Source organism: Roseibium aggregatum (assembly GCF_014692675.1).
GTDB classification, from domain to species: Bacteria; Pseudomonadota; Alphaproteobacteria; order Rhizobiales; family Stappiaceae; genus Roseibium; species Roseibium aggregatum_C.
In genome coordinates this window covers 204,844-219,860 of sequence record NZ_JABFCZ010000008.1, presented here as the reverse complement: position 1 = coordinate 219,860, position 15,017 = coordinate 204,844, and the positions used below count along the sequence as shown (strand labels likewise).

At 62.1% G+C, this 15,017-nt stretch carries 13 protein-coding genes; all 13 read right to left on the bottom strand.

The features are described from left to right. Nucleotides 1-394: 394 nt before the first annotated feature. The 13 genes from uraD to HK439_RS09005 all read right to left on the bottom strand — a co-directional run bounded on the left by uraD (nucleotide 395) and on the right by HK439_RS09005 (nucleotide 14,983). Nucleotides 395-877, bottom strand: coding sequence for a 2-oxo-4-hydroxy-4-carboxy-5-ureidoimidazoline decarboxylase (gene uraD / locus HK439_RS09065; protein WP_209011670.1), 483 nt, complete (start codon nucleotides 875-877; stop codon nucleotides 395-397). Between the two features lie 33 nt (nucleotides 878-910). Beyond that, complete coding sequence (locus HK439_RS09060) at nucleotides 911-2,092, bottom strand: urate hydroxylase PuuD (protein ID WP_190291075.1); 1,182 nt, start codon at nucleotides 2,090-2,092, stop codon at nucleotides 911-913. A gap of 95 nt (nucleotides 2,093-2,187) precedes the next feature. Continuing rightward, nucleotides 2,188-3,252 (bottom strand): BMP family ABC transporter substrate-binding protein, encoded by a 1,065-nt coding sequence (locus HK439_RS09055; RefSeq protein WP_190291074.1) that lies wholly within the window; start codon nucleotides 3,250-3,252, stop codon nucleotides 2,188-2,190. Between the two features lie 101 nt (nucleotides 3,253-3,353). Next, nucleotides 3,354-4,268 (bottom strand): ABC transporter permease, encoded by a 915-nt coding sequence (locus tag HK439_RS09050; protein WP_190291088.1) that lies wholly within the window; start codon nucleotides 4,266-4,268, stop codon nucleotides 3,354-3,356. Nucleotide 4,269: 1 nt separating this feature from the next. Continuing rightward, on the bottom strand, nucleotides 4,270-5,361 hold the full coding sequence (locus HK439_RS09045) for an ABC transporter permease (RefSeq protein ID WP_190291073.1): 1,092 nt from the start codon (nucleotides 5,359-5,361) through the stop codon (nucleotides 4,270-4,272). Beyond that, the gene (locus tag HK439_RS09040) at nucleotides 5,361-6,932 is read right to left on the bottom strand and encodes an ABC transporter ATP-binding protein (RefSeq protein ID WP_190291087.1); all 1,572 of its coding nucleotides are present in this window, start codon (nucleotides 6,930-6,932) and stop codon (nucleotides 5,361-5,363) included. Before HK439_RS09040 ends, HK439_RS09045 begins: the two co-directional genes overlap by 1 nt. A 38-nt stretch (nucleotides 6,933-6,970) precedes the next feature. Next, nucleotides 6,971-7,978 carry a xanthine dehydrogenase accessory protein XdhC gene (gene xdhC / locus HK439_RS09035; RefSeq protein ID WP_190291072.1) on the bottom strand — a complete coding sequence of 336 codons (1,008 nt, stop codon included), beginning with the start codon at nucleotides 7,976-7,978 and terminating at the stop codon, nucleotides 6,971-6,973. Beyond that, nucleotides 7,975-10,314: a xanthine dehydrogenase molybdopterin binding subunit gene (gene xdhB, locus HK439_RS09030; RefSeq protein WP_190291071.1), complete on the bottom strand. Its 2,340-nt coding sequence runs from the start codon at nucleotides 10,312-10,314 to the stop codon at nucleotides 7,975-7,977. Before xdhB ends, xdhC begins: the two co-directional genes overlap by 4 nt. Next, nucleotides 10,298-11,779: a xanthine dehydrogenase small subunit gene (gene xdhA / locus HK439_RS09025; protein ID WP_190291070.1), complete on the bottom strand. Its 1,482-nt coding sequence runs from the start codon at nucleotides 11,777-11,779 to the stop codon at nucleotides 10,298-10,300. Before xdhA ends, xdhB begins: the two co-directional genes overlap by 17 nt. 5 nt (nucleotides 11,780-11,784) lie before the next feature. Beyond that, complete coding sequence (uraH, locus tag HK439_RS09020) at nucleotides 11,785-12,135, bottom strand: hydroxyisourate hydrolase (protein ID WP_190291069.1); 351 nt, start codon at nucleotides 12,133-12,135, stop codon at nucleotides 11,785-11,787. A gap of 107 nt (nucleotides 12,136-12,242) precedes the next feature. Beyond that, nucleotides 12,243-13,208, bottom strand: a complete 966-nt coding sequence (locus HK439_RS09015; RefSeq protein ID WP_190291068.1) for a LysR family transcriptional regulator — start codon at nucleotides 13,206-13,208, stop codon at nucleotides 12,243-12,245. Nucleotides 13,209-13,212: 4 nt separating this feature from the next. Then, the gene (locus HK439_RS09010) at nucleotides 13,213-14,190 is read right to left on the bottom strand and encodes a quinone oxidoreductase family protein (RefSeq protein WP_190291067.1); all 978 of its coding nucleotides are present in this window, start codon (nucleotides 14,188-14,190) and stop codon (nucleotides 13,213-13,215) included. 61 nt (nucleotides 14,191-14,251) lie between these two features. Further along, nucleotides 14,252-14,983 (bottom strand): TerC family protein, encoded by a 732-nt coding sequence (locus HK439_RS09005; protein WP_190291066.1) that lies wholly within the window; start codon nucleotides 14,981-14,983, stop codon nucleotides 14,252-14,254. Between the last annotated feature and the right edge of the window lie 34 nt (nucleotides 14,984-15,017).

The following is a 15,017-nucleotide window of genomic DNA, read 5'->3' as shown; positions in this document are numbered from 1 at the left end:
CAGGCTGCACACGTTCTTGCCAAGATCAATTCCAAGTACAAAAATCGACATCGGTCCGTTCCTCTCTACCTCAAATACAGAGCAATCCTATCGGATCGCTCCGGAGAGGGGCGGGCCATCCCATAATCACAATTCAGGCTCTCGCGCGGGCAAACGCAAAACCGGCAACATTACAAAATTCGAATTTGAATCTATTTTCAAATTTTCGATTTTTGCGTGTGCGAACATCCCTGCAAACCGCCGTTCCCGAACACGAACTGAAGGCGAAAAGGTATCGGCCGCGGCTTCTACCCGTCGCCCCGTCAGGGCGCTTAATGCCGATTTGGTGCCCCGAGATGAGGGCCGGCGTGAAATTCATTATAAGAGAAACCGCTCAATCCGGGTTCTCGCCCCTCTACGCCTCGACCCTGTCTTCAAGACGGAAGCGGAAGATACGGGCGATCTGCCGCAAAGCCGTTTCGAACTCCTGATCGATTTCATTTTCGATCCGGGCTTCGAAGGCAGCCAGGATCATATCCTTGGTTGCCCCTTTCACAGCGAAGATGAATGGAAAGCCGAACCTGTCCAGATATCGGCCATTCAGGTCGGTGAAACGCGCAAATTCGTCCGCCGTCAGTTGGTCAAGGCCGGCGCCGGCCTGCTCTCTTTTCGAATCCGCCGCCATTTCACCGGCCATTGCAGCCTTGCCGGCAAGGTCCGGGTGCGCCCGTATCAGGTCCAGTTGCGCCCCGTGTGACGCGTCAAGCATCGCCGTCTGGAACGCGGTTATCAGCGCCTCGCGATCAGCGAATGGGCCCAGAGCATGCGCTTCTTCCGCTACCCAGGGACTGTGTTCCGCAACGTCGCCAAAAGCTGCGACGAACTCCGGTTTCTGCATCCGGTTGATTTCGGCCAGAGACCACATGGCGCCTCACTTCTGTTGGGTAATCCACGCACCGAGCGTCGCACGCTCCTCATCGGTCATGCCGGTTTCGTTTCCAAGAGGCATGGTATCCGCCTGAACGGCCTGCTGCATGATCAAATCCGCGTAGCGGCGCAATTCATCGACATTTTCCAGATGAATTCCCTTGGGCGCTTCCTCGAAACCTTCGTGTGTCGGGACGGCTGCATGGCACATGACGCAGTGTTGTCGGGTCATCGCGACAACCGTCGCGTCCGCAACCCTTTCGCTGCTGCTGAAGTCTTTCGGCGCGGTCATGATCACGGCGATCAGGAGCCCGACAGCCGCGGCCGGCAAGGCCCACCAGAACCTGGCGAATTCATCGCCCGCTTCGTGCCGGTTGAAGAAGTGGCGGACCATGCCGCCCATCAGCAGGATAAGCGCCACCAGGATCCATGAATGCGGGTGGCTCGTCAGCAGCGGATAATGGTTCGACACCATCATGACCAGCACCGGCAGGGTCAGGTAGTTGTTGTGAACCGAACGCTGCTTGCCCATGGCGCCGAGCGCCGGATCCGGAGCCTCTCCGGCCAACAGGCTGGCGGCGATCTTCTTCTGGTTCGGGATGATGATCCCGAACACGTTCACCGCCATGATCGTGCCGATGAAAGCGCCAACGTGAATGAACGCGCCCCGGCCCGAATAGACATGGGTGAAGAGATAGGACGCCCCCATGATCAGGGCGAAGACGCAGACGGCAAGCAGCGGCGTGTTGCGTCCGATCGGCGACTTGCACAGACGGTCGTAGATCAGCCAGCCGGCACCCAGGGAGGCGACGGAAATCAGAACCGCTTCGCCCGGCGTCATCTGGAGCACCGACGGGTCGATCAGATAGGCCGACGCATTGACGTAATACTGGACCACCAAAAGGGCGAAGCCTGTGACCCAGGTGAGATAGGCCTCCCATTTGTACCAGATCAGGTCGTCCGGCAGTTCCTTGGGGGCAACGAGGTATTTCTCGACATGATAGAAGCCGCCGCCATGCACTTCCCATGCGGTTCCTGCGACGCCTTCCTTCATTTGCTCCCGCTTGCGCAGGGAAAGATCGAGGGCGATGAAATAAAAGGACGTGCCGATCCAGCCGATACCGACGATCAGATGAGCCCATCGAAAAAGCAGGTTTAACCAGTCCATTGCAAAGGCAAGGGTCATAGCGGCATATCCATGTTTTCAGGAAGGTCCCGCCATCCGGAGCCGCAGCTCCGGATGGCTTTGTCATCCGGCCGTTGAACCGGCCGGGGTCTTGCTTATTGCGGAAGCTTGTCGTCGACGCCCTTGACGTACCAGTTCATGCCGAGGATCGCGCCATCCTCGAGCGTCACCCCGTCTTCGGCTGCAACCGAGCCGTCCTGCTTGGTGATCGGGCCGGTAAAGGGTTCCCAGCCGCCTGCAATCTTGGCTTCGGTTTCCTTGGCCATGGCGACGACATCGTCCGGCAGGTTGGTGTAAGGCGCCATGACGACATGGCCTTCGGCAATGCCGCCCCAGGTCGACTTGGATTCCCACGTTCCATCCAGCACTTCCTGGATCCGCTCGATGTAATACGGGCCCCAGTTGTCGACGATTGCCGTGTACTGCGCCTTCGGAGCGAAGGCGATCTGGTCGGAAGCCTGACCGAAGCCATGCACGCCACGTTCCTCGGCCACCTGCAGCGGGGCGGTGGAATCGGTGTGCTGGGTGATGATATCGGCGCCCTGGTCGATCAGGGCCTTTGCGGCATCCGCTTCCTTGCCCGGATCGAACCAGCTGTTGACCCACACGACCTTGAGCTTGAAGTCCGGATTGACGGACTGGGCGCCCAGCATGAAGGCGTTGATGCCGGCGACCACTTCCGGGATCGGGAAGGAGGCGATGTATCCGGCGGTGCCGGTCTTGGACATCTTGGCCGCGATCTGGCCGATGATGTAGCGGCCTTCGTGGAACTTGGAGTTATAGGTCGCAACGTTGGATGCGGTCTTGTAGCCGGTGGCGTGTTCGAACTTCACCTTCGGAAATTTCTTCGCCACCTTGATGGTCGGGTTCATGTAGCCGAAAGACGTGGTGAAGATGATACCGCAGCCGTCACGGGCAAAGCGCTCGATGGCACGTTCCGCATCCGGGCCTTCCGGCACGCTTTCCAGATATGCGGTTTCGACCTTGTCGCCGAAATGTTTTTCAACGTCCTTCCGGCCCTGGTCGTGCTGATAGCTCCAGCCGAAGTCGCCGACCGGGCCGACGTAGATGTAACAGGCCTTGAGGTCGGCCGCGGAGGCGGCCGAGGAAACGGCTGCAAACGCAATTGCCGCGACTGTCGCTTTCAAAAAGTTCTTCATCTTGATTATCCCCTCAGGATGGTGTTCGACATGCGATCTTCTCAAGGAAATGCCGCGCCCGGATCGCATCGGGCACAGCACTCGGACACGGGATTCTTGCGTCACCTGTCCGGAACGAACGGCTTGCCGAGGCAGGCCGGCGTGTTCACAAGCGTCAGCCTGCGGTTTGCCGATATCAGGACCAGCACCACGATGGTCGCAAGATAGGGCAAGCTCGACAGGAACTGCGATGGAATGCCCGCCCCAAGGGCCTGGGCATGGAAGGTCAGCACGGTCACCGCGCCGAAAAGATAGGCGCCGGCGATCACGCGCATCGGCAGCCATGAGGAGAACACCACCAGCGCCAGCGCGATCCAGCCGCGGCCGGCGGTCATGTTCTCCACCCACTGGGGCGTATAGGCAAGCGACATGTAACTGCCGGCCAGCCCTGCGCATCCGCCGCCGAACAGGACCGCCAGAAAGCGGACCTTGAGCACGGAATAGCCAAGCGCATGGGCCGAGGTGTGATTGTCTCCGACCGCACGCAGGATCAGCCCGATGCGTGTGCGGAACAGGCAATAGGAAACGATCCCAACCAGAGCGAAGCTCAGGTAGACGATCGCGTCCTGCTGGAAGACCACGGGTCCGATGAACGGGATGTCCGATAGAACGGGGATATCCAGCTTCGGCAGCCGCAGGCCGGGAACGCCGATAAAGGCCTCGCCGATCATACCGGACACGCCGAGCCCCAGAATGGTGAGCGCAAGGCCCGTCGCCACCTGGTTGGTCACGAGCCCGAGCACGAGGAAGCCGAACAGGGCGGACATGGCCATGCCCGCCACGATGGCCGCCAGGACGCCGAGTGCACCGGACCCGCTCTGGTTGGCAGCGGCGAACCCGACCACGGCGCCCATGATCATCATGCCCTCCACGCCGAGGTTCAAAACGCCCGAGCGCTCAACGACGAGTTCGCCGATGGCCGCAATCAGCAAAGGGGTTGCGGCGGTGATGACGGTCAGCAGGACGGCCTGGACAATATCAAGCACGGGAAACCTCCCCGGTTGCCGTGGTGCGGCGGGAATGCAGGCGGATGCGATACAGGATCAGCGTATCGCAGGCGAGAACGAAGAACAGGAGAAGTCCCTGAATGACGCTCGCGATCTTGTCGGAAACGCCCATAGAGGCCTGCACCGCCTCGCCGCCGATATAGGACAGCGCCAGCACGAAACCGGCTACCAGAATGCCGACCGGATTGAGCCGCCCCAGAAAGGCGACGATGATTGCCGTGAAGCCGTATCCCGGCGAGATCGTCGGCAGAAGCTGGTTGAGGGATCCGGAGACCTCCATGGTGCCTGCAAGGCCTGCCAGACCGCCGGCAAGCGCGAAGGCGAAAAGGGTCAGCCGCTTTGCCGAAAAACCGGCGAAGGCCCCGGCCCGCGGGCTTTCCCCCATGACCCGGATTTCAAAGCCTTTCAGCGTTCGGGCAAGGACAATCGCCAGAACGATCACCACAACCACCGCAACGGGGGCGGCAATGCTCATGCGTCCATCCCCGATCAGCGGCAATGTGGCGGCTTCCGAAAACAGACGGGACTCGGGGAAGTTATACCCACCTGGATCCCGCCACGGTCCCCGCACCAGGTAATCGAGCAGCAGGCTTGCCACATAGACCAGCATCAGGCTGGTCAGGATCTCGTTGGCATTGAACCTGGTCTTCAGGACAGCCGGTATAAGCGCCCAGAAAGCCCCGCCGAGCGCCCCGAGGACGAGCATCAGGGGCAGGGTCAGGGATGTTTCGAATTCCGGATAGACGATCGGCAGGAAGCTGCCGCAAAGCGCGCCGAAAATGAACTGCCCCTCGGCACCGATGTTCCAGTTGTTGGAGAGATAGCAGACGGCCAACCCGCAGGCGATCAGCACCATCGGCGTCGCCTTGACGATGATTTCCTGGACAGACCAGCTGTCGGTCAGAGGCTCTATGAAGAACTTGTACAGTCCCAGAAACGGATCCGTCCCGGAAGCCGCAAACAGGATGGCAGCAGCCACCAGGGTCAGCCCCACCGCGATCACCGGCGACAGCAGGGCCATTTTCCGGCTGTGTTCCTTGCGTTTGACCAGTTCGATCCGCATCACGCCCTCCCCGCGTTCTTTTCCGCGCCGCCGGCCATGAGAATGCCGACCCGCTCGCGGGTCATGGATCTCGCGTCCTCCGGCACCGACAGATGACCGCGGGAAATCACCGCGATCCGGTCGGCAATTTCAAAAATCTCATCGAGGTCCTGACTGATCACCAGCACGGCCGAGCCGGACCGGGCCAGATCGATCAGCGCCTGACGGATCAGTGCCGCCGCCCCGGCATCCACCCCCCAGGTCGGCTGGTTGACGACGAGGACGCCGGGATTGCGGTCGAGTTCCCGGCCGACGACGAATTTCTGCAGGTTTCCCCCCGAAAGCGATCGGGCCTCCGGATCGTCGTGCGACATGCGCACGTCGTAGGTCGTCTTGATCTTCTGCTCCAGTTCCGCTGCTCGGGCGGTCGAAACGAAGCCGGTGCCGACGAGGCCGTCTCCGGTCCCGTGACGGGTGAGCACGATATTGCTGGAGAGCTTCAATCCGGGCACGGCCCCGTGGCCCAGCCGTTCTTCCGGCACAAAGGCCGCATTCTGCCGGCGCCGCCATGTGACGTCCCGGTTGCCGCAAGCCCGGCCATCCAGAACCACCATGCCCGGGTCCACCCGCATTTCGCCGGAAATCGCATCGAACAATTCGCCCTGACCGTTGCCGGCAACCCCTGCAATGGCGATGATCTCGCCGGTATGAACCTCCAGGTCGATGTTGTTGAGGCGGGTGGCAAAGGGGGTCGCAGCGGGTGCGCTCAGGCCGGACAGTTTCAGCCGGACCGGACCGGGTTCGGGCGCCATTGCCCCATGATTGACGCCGATCACCTCGGAGCCGACCATCATGCTGGCCAAGCTCGAGGCCGTCTCCAGCGACGGATCGCACTCACTGACCACCTTGCCGTGGCGCAGGATGGTGGCGTGGTGGCAGATGCGCTGCACTTCCTCCAGACGATGGGAAATGTAGAGAACCGCACAGCCTTCGCCCGCCAGACGCTGCAGGGTCAGGAACAGCCGGTCGGCCTCCTGCGGCGTGAGCACCGAGGTCGGCTCGTCCATGATGATGAGCTGCGGCTCCTGGAGAAGGCAGCGCACGATTTCGATACGCTGTCGGATCCCGACAGGCAGGTCCGCGACCACGTCCTGCGGATTAAGCGGCAGGCCATAGTCCTCGGAGACGTCGGTAATCCGGGCCGCAAGAGCTTTCATGTTGCCCGGATTGGGCAGAGCCAAAGCGATGTTTTCGACAACCGTCAGCGCCTCGAACAGGGAAAAATGCTGGAACACCATGCCGATGCCGAGCGCGCGGGCGCTTGCCGGATTGTCGATGACGACCGGCTTGCCCTGCCAGATGATTTCACCGCCATCCGGCTCCAGGGCGCCGTAGAACATCTTCACCAGCGTCGACTTTCCGGCGCCGTTTTCCCCCAGAAGCGCATGGATCTCGCCCTTGTTGAGGCCAAGGTCGACGTGGTCATTGGCGAGAATGTCGCCGAAGCGCTTGGTCAGGCCGCGGGCATGAAGCAGATTGCCCGTGGCGGGGCGCGCGGTTCCTGCCTCTCCCGCCTGGCGCCTTCTCGTCAAAACATCACTCACGACACGAATCCCCCCGTTCCGCCGTCTTACTTAACGCGTGCCTGCAGCCACGCAACCCGGTCGGGATTGGCTGTCTCTTGCACCGCAGCCTCGTCCCGCTCCAGAAGATCAGCGGCAATTCCCGCAGCAATTGCCGCGGGATGTTTCGACCGGATCGCCGGCAAACCGACCGGACAAGCCATCTCCGACACAACCGTTGGCGCAAATCCCCGTGCCTTCAGCCGCTTTTCGAACCGGGCCCGTTTCGTGGCACTGCCGATAACCCCGCAATAGGCAAAGCGCTGTTGGGCAAGGCTCGCCGCCATGATGTCCTCGTCCAGAGCATGGGAATGGGTCATGGCCAGGACGAACGCCCCATCCGGCGCTTGTGCCAGGCACTCCGCGACAGACCGGTCCTCCCGGTTCAGCAGCAGCTTGCGGACGTTGCCGGGCACCGCCTTCGGAAACGCGTCTTCCCGGCTGTCGAGCCAGGTGATTTCAAACGGCAGCGGCGCGAGTGCCAGAACCAGCGCTTTGCCCACATGCCCTGCCCCGAAAAGATATAAAGGCCGCCGATATGCACCGAAGGTTTCGACAAGCGTGCCGTCTTCTTCAAGACGGAACCGCGGATCTTTCGGCAGGTCGACGAGTGCCCGTTCAACCGCCTTGCCGGACCGAACATGGGCACGGGTCGCGAAAGGCAGCCTTTCGGCCTCGCGCCCGGCCAGGGTCTGTGCCATCGGCAATTGAGCGGGCTCAAGTGCCTCGATGGCGACATCGATGCGCCCGCCGCAGCATTGGCCGAGATCCGGCCCAAGCGATACCGTGCGCAGTTCCAGGCCCGCGCGCCCTTCGGCAAGGGCCTGTCTTGCCCAGCGAAGCGCTTCGAATTCAAGCGTGCCGCCGCCGATGGTGCCTGAAAAGCGGCCATCGGCCCAAACGACCATGCGCGCGCCGGTCTCGCGCGGCGTGGAGCCCCGTGCGGTCGCGACGGTGACGAGCGCACATGGCTCCCCACCTTCAAGCGACCGGACGATGTGGCTCCAGACCGTCATTCCGCCGCCTGCCTTTCGCGCATGCCGCGGACGGCCTTCATGATGGCTTCGGGCGTGGCCGGCGCATCCAGATCCGGGACAACGCCCGGTTTCAGGCTGGCGACAGCGTCGTTGATGGCGCAGAACACCGAATTCGCCAACATCACCGGCGGTTCGCCGACGGCCTTGGACCGGTAGATGCTGTCCTGCGGGTTGCCCTTGGATTCATAGAGCTTCACCCGGAAATCCTCAGGCACGTCGGAGGCGGTCGGGATCTTGTAGGTGGAGGGCGCGTGTGTCCGCAGACGACCTTCCTCGTCCCAGACCAGTTCCTCCGTCGTGAGCCAGCCCATGCCCTGGATGAACCCGCCCTCGATCTGGCCCATATCGATGGCCGGATTGAGCGAATGGCCGACATCATGGAGCAGATCCACCCGGTCGACGGTCATCTCGCCGGTCATGGTATCGATGGTCACTTCGGCGCAGGCCCCGCCATAGGCGAAATAGAAGAACGGCCGGCCGGTGGCGCTTTCCCGTTCCCAGGTAATCATCGGCGTTGCGTAGAAGCCGGCATGGGACAGCTGGATGCGCGCGACATGGGCCTGCTTGGCGACTTCGGCAAGCGAATAGGATTTCTCCCCGACCAGCACCTTGTTGTCGCCGAAATAAATGACATCCGCAGAGCACTGATGCTGTTCGCTCAGGAACGCAATCAGCCGCTGCTTGATTTCGCCGGCAGCCTTCTTCGCCGCCATGGCGTTCAGGTCCGTGCCTGACGAGGCCGCCGTCGGCGCGGTGTTCGGCACCTTGGATGTGTTGGTCGCGGTAATCACCACCTTGTCCATGCTGACGCCGAATTCCTCGGCCACGACCTGGGCGACCTTCTGGTAGAGCCCCTGCCCCATTTCCGTGCCGCCGTGATTGAGATGCACGGACCCGTCGGTATAAAGATGGACCAGCGCGCCGGCCTGGTTCAGGTGTTTCAGGGTGAAGGAAATACCGAATTTGACCGGGGTCAGCGCAAGTCCCTTTTTCAGGATCGCGTTCTCGGCATTGAACGCCTTGACCTTCTCCCGCCGCGCCCAGTAGCCGGCGCTTTCCTCAAGTTCGGCGATCAGGTCGTGCATGACCTGATATTCCTCAACAGGCATGCCGTAGGGCGTCAGATTGCGCTCACCGTCATAGAAATTGAGCTTGCGGATCTCCAGCGGATCCTTGCCGAGCGTGATCGCAATGGCATCGATCATGCGTTCGGCAGCCAGCATGCCCTGCGGTCCGCCAAAGCCCCGGAAGGCGGTGTTGGAGCAGGTGTCGGTGCGAAGACGCCGGCTCCGGATCACTGCATCCGGATAGAAATAGCTGGAGTCCGCGTGGAACATGGTGCGGTCGTTGACGCCGAGCGACAGATCCGCCGAATAGCCGCAACGGGCCAGGAAATTGAGGTCGACGGCCCGGATCCTGCCCTCGCCGTCATGCCCGATCTGCCATTCGACGCGGAAATCATGGCGCTTGCCGGTCATGATCATGTCGTCGTCGCGGTCGAGACGCATCTTGCAGGCCCGCCCGGTCCTGTCGGCCGCAAGAGCCGCGAGCGCGGCCCATTGGTTGGCCTGGGATTCCTTGCCGCCGAAGCCGCCGCCCATGCGCCGGACTTCCGCCGTGACCGCGGCATCGGGAACGCCGAGCACCTTGGCAACCGTGTGCTGGATTTCCGTCGGGTGCTGGGTGGAGGAATGGACGAACATGCCGCCATCCTCCTGGGGAATCGCCATCGCGACCTGCCCCTCCAGATAGAAATGCTCCTGACCGCCGATGTGCATGACCCCTGACAGGGTCTTTTCCGCGGCGGTCATGCCGGTTTCCGGCGATCCCCGGCGGAACTGATAGTCGGGCAATACGGTGATATCGGCGGCAACCGCGTCTTCGGCGGTAATGATCGGCGTGATCGGTTCAACCTCGATATCGGCCAGCAAGGCCGCACGACGCGCTGCATCGCGGGTTTCGGCAACAACGGCAAAGGCGACCTGGCCGTAAAACAGGATCTCGTTCTTTGCCAGAACCGGGTCGTCTCCGAAGGCGGAAGAACAATCGTTGGTGCCCGGAATATCGTCCGCCGTCAGCACGGCGACCACGCCGGGCGCCTGACGGACCTTGTCCAGGTCCAGCCTGACCAGCTTGCCGCGAACGGCCTTGCGGGCCCACCCCGGCACGACATGCAGGGTTCCGACCGGCTCCACGATATCGTCGATATAGATGGCCTTGCCGGAGACATGCTTTTCCGCGCTGTCGTGAGGCAGCGCCTTGCGCACATGGCGCAGGCCGGTTTCAGCCAGATTCGGATCAAGCGGCGCGGTCATCGGCAGCCTCCCGTGCAGCCAGGACGCGCACCTGCGCCGCTTCCGTGCCGCTTGCCTCCATCAGGGCCTTGGCCAGCAAGGCCCGCGCCGTCTCCATGCGGTAGCCGGCGCTCGCGCGCATGTCGGTCATGGGCGTGTAGTCGGCAAGCAGGGCCTTCATCCCGGCGCCCCAGGTCGAGGGATCTTCCAGCGACGCGCCGATCAGGGCCGTCTCGGCCCCCTTCGCCCGCTTCGGCGTTCCGGCCATGCCGCCATAGGCGATCCGGGCCTCGGTGATCCTGCTGTCCATCACCGTGAAGCGAAACGCCCCCATAACGGCGGAAATATCCTGATCGAACCGCTTGGAAATCTTGTAGCAGCGGAAGATCTGGTTCGGATCGGGCCGTGGCACGAAGACGCCGGTGACGAATTCATCTTCCTTGCGGTCCTGCCTGCCATAGTCGATGAAGAAATCCTCCAGCGGCAGTGTCCGCGATCCGTCCGCGTTCTGCAGCTCAAGCGTGGCGCCGAGCGCAATCAGGGCCGGAGGCGTGTCCCCGATCGGAGACCCGTTGGCGATATTGCCGCCGACGGTTCCCGAAACACGAACCTGCTTGGAGCCGATGCGGCGCCACAGCTCGCCGAGATCCGGCGACAGGTCGGCAATCGCGGCCTCGCAGGAGACGTAAGTGGCCGTTGCCCCGATCAGCAGGCCGGACGGCGTCTCCTCGACCCGGTCCAGTCCGAAGATCCGGCCGAGCCAGATCACCTTCGGCAGCTCGCGCAGCTGTTTGGTGATCCACAGGCCGACATCGGTCGCACCGGACACAAGCGTTGCATCCGGATGCTGGCGGTAAAGCGCGGCAAGTCCGTCGATGCTCGTCGGAGAGGCGAAGAAGCTCTCGCTGTCGCCGAGGAAAATATCGCTGGAATCGGTGATCTGGCGCAGTTTTTCGCGGGTTTCATTGCCACGCCAGGCAAAGGCGTCATCGGCGCTGTCGAAACAGCTTTCCAAGGCGGCATCGATGATCGGCCGGTAGCCGGTGCAGCGGCAAAGGTTTCCGGCAAGCCAGTCCGTCACCGCCTTGCGGCTCTTCGTTTGGCCTTCGGCATGGTAGAGCGTGAACAGGCTCATGATGAAGCCCGGCGTGCAGAAGCCGCACTGGGATCCGTGCAGATCGGCCATGGCCCTTTGAACGGGGTGGAGCCGGCCGTCTTCGGCAAGATCCTCGACCGTGACCAGTTCCGCGCCGTCGATCATGCCGAGCAGCTGGATGCAGCTGTTGACCGGCTGATAGACCAGCTTGCCTTCGACGAGCCGGCCGACGGCGACGGTGCAGGCGCCGCAATCGCCTTCGCCGCAGCCTTCCTTCGTACCTTTCTGCCCGGTGCGAAGCCGCAGATAGTCAAGCACCGTTTCCGTCGGCTTCACGTCGGTAAGCTCGATCAGCTCGCCGCCTTTCAGGAAGCGGATGGTGTCGCGCATGGGCCTCAGCTCCCCCGGTAGGTGGAATATCCAAAGGGCGAAAGCAGAAGCGGCACATGATAGTGCCCGTCTTCTTCCGCGATTCCGAAGCGGATCGGAATGATATCAAGAAACAGCGGTTCGGGAAGCGGCTGGCCGGTGGCCTTCAGGTAGTCGCCGGCATGGAACCGCAGCTCGTAACTGCCGCACTTGAAGGCATCGCCTTGCAGAAGCGGCCCGTCCACGCGGCCGTCGGAATTGGTGACATGGGTGGAGACATGCACCGCCTCCGCCCCCAGCGACCACAATTCGATCTTCAGGCCTTGGGCCGGTTTGCCGAGTGCCGTGTCCAGCACATGTGTCGTCAGACGCCCCATAGTTCCCCTCATGCCCGGGACGATGGCTTCGAAGTCTTCGCCATCAAATTGTTAAAAAGTGAGCTTGCCTGAAAAATCACCAGCGCCATAGCGCTCATTTGAGCTCTTTATGTTGCCTTTTCGGCAGCAATAGATGGCAGATGATCCTTTAGCGAGAGCACAGCATGATCGAAAAACATGCCCGGCGCCAGAGCCAATGCCCTCAACGATGACGTCACTACACAAAGAAGATCCCCTTGCAACGGCCGGTCGGCGAGCGGGCGGAACACCAGCCTGCCGAGTTCCAGATCCTCCTCCGAGCCGATCCGCGTCTGAAAGCCGATCACCTTGTCTTCGCGCGCCAGCGCCCGCATGAAGCGTAGCGAATTTGTTTCCACGTAAGTCCGCGTCGAACCCGGGATCTGCGTCCGGACCGCATCGATACGCGCGCGCAGGGACAGGCCCTCCGCCGGCAGGGCAACAGGATATTTCAGGCAGTCCGCCAGGGTCAGGTTGCTCTTGCCGGCCAAGGGATGGTCCGGGGTCATCAACGCGCCAATGGCAAGTTCGTGCTGATAGGCGATGGTCAGGGAGGAGGTGCGCGGCGGATCGAAGGTGAAGCCGACATCCGCCTCGCCCGCCTCCACCAGACGGGCGGCTTCCTGGGAACTGGTCACCGTGACACCCACATGGATGCCCGGATAGGACCGGCGGAAGCTGCTGATCAGATCCGGCAGGAGCGACTCCGAGACGCTTTCGACCACGGCGACCGAAACGGAACCGCGCCGCAGCCCCTTCAGGGCATCCAGCTCGGCAACGGTGGCATCGAAATCGGAATAGGTCCGTCGCACATGGGCCAGCAGGATTTCGCCGGCCTGGGACAGCCGGAGCCTGCGCCCGACACGTTCGAACAGTTGAAGGTCCAGCGCCTCTTCCAGATAGAGGATCTGCCGGTTGACCGCAGACGAGGCGACGTTCAGTTCGCGGGAGGCCGCCCGAACGGACCCAAGTTCGGCGACCGCCGCGAAATAGCGCATGGCGGGGGCGTAGAGATGCCTCGACCGGTCCTGCCCTCTGCCCCCGCGCGCGCTCATGACCTTACGGGATCAAAACCGTGGTTCCGGTGGTCTTGCGCCCTTCAAGGTCCTTGTGCGCCTGTGCGGCATCCGCAAGCCGGTATTCCTGATTGACCTCGATCTTGACCACCCCGGATTTCACGACGTCGAACAGATCGTTTGCCGTCATTTCCAGATCGGACCGGCTGGCGATATAGGTGAAGAGCGTCGGACGCGTGGCAAACAGCGATCCCTTTTGCGCCAGAAGCCCCATGTTGAAATCGGTAATCGGCCCCGACGACTGGCCGAAGCTGGCCCAGAGGCCGAACGGCTTCAGGCAGTCGAGCGATCCGGGATAGGTGTCCTTGCCGACGCTGTCGTAGACGACGTCACAACCCTTGCCGCCGGTGATTTCCTTGACCCGCTCGACGAAGTCTTCTTCGCGGTAATTGATGACGTGGGTATAACCGTGCGCCTTCGCCAGTTCCGCCTTTTCCGCAGAACCAACGGTACCGATCACGGTCGCGCCCAGATGCGCCGCCCACTGACCGGCGATCAGGCCGACACCGCCGGCTGCCGCATGAAAAAGAAGCGTGGTGTCGGAGGTGACATTGAAGGTCCGCCGCAACAGATATTGCGCCGTCATGCCTTTCAGCATCATGCCCGCGGCCGTCTTGTCATCGATGCCATCGGGTACCACCACAAGGCGGTCGCCGGGAACCAGGCGCTCTTCGGCATAAGAACCGAGAGGTCCCACATAGGCGACCCGGTCTCCCGGCTTCACGTGAGTGACGCCTTCGCCCACCGTCAGGACGACACCGGCGCCTTCGTTTCCGGGGATAAACGGCAATCCGTTCGGAGCCGGATAAAGGCCGCTGCGGAAATAGGTATCGATGAAATTCAGGCCGACTGCGGTATGGCGGATATGGACTTCGCCCGGTCCGGGTTTGCCGACCTCGACCTCTTCCCAGGTCAGAACGTCCGGTCCCCCGTTCTCATGCACGCGCACCGCCATTACCATGATCTTGCCCTCCGTAATCCGTATCTGTTCGCAGCCAATGCAGGTTCAACCCACCGACTGGCTACATCGCCTTGTTCTTCCTGCGCCGGTTGTGGGCCAGTACATTGACCATTTCCACGCCGGCCGAGAACGCCATAGCGAAATATATGTAGCCGCGGGGGATGTGAAAACCCAACCCGTCCGCCACAAGTGCTACGCCGATAAGGAGAAGAAAGGCCAGGGCCAGCATCTTGGTCGTCGGGTGTCTCTTGATGAAAGCGGCGACCGGACCGGAGGCCAGATACATGATCCCCATGGCGATGACCACGGCTGCGACCATGACCTCGATGTGCCGGGCCATGCCGATCGCGGTGATGATGGAATCGACGGAAAAGACCATGTCGATCACCACGATCTGCGCGATGACCGCAGCGAATGAAGTGCCGATCGCCCCCGTCATGCCTCCCTCTTCGTCGTCGCCCTCAATACCCTTGTGGATTTCATGGGTCGCCTTGAAGAGCAGGAACAATCCGCCTGCAATCAGGATCGCGTCCCGCCAGGAAAACGCATGTCCTCCCACGTCGAAGAGCGGTGCCGTCAGCCCGACCAGCCACGTCAGGAGGGTGAGCAGAATGATGCGGAACACCAGCGCCAGGGCCAGACCGACCCGGCGGGCCCGGTTTGCGAAATGGGCAGGCAACCTGGATACGACAACAGAAATGAAGACTATATTGTCGATGCCGAGCACGATCTCCATGACGGTCAACGTCACAAGACTTGCCCAGATCTGGGCATCCGTTACCCACGCAAGCATGGCGTCTCCAGTGTTGTGATGCGATCCCGCCCGA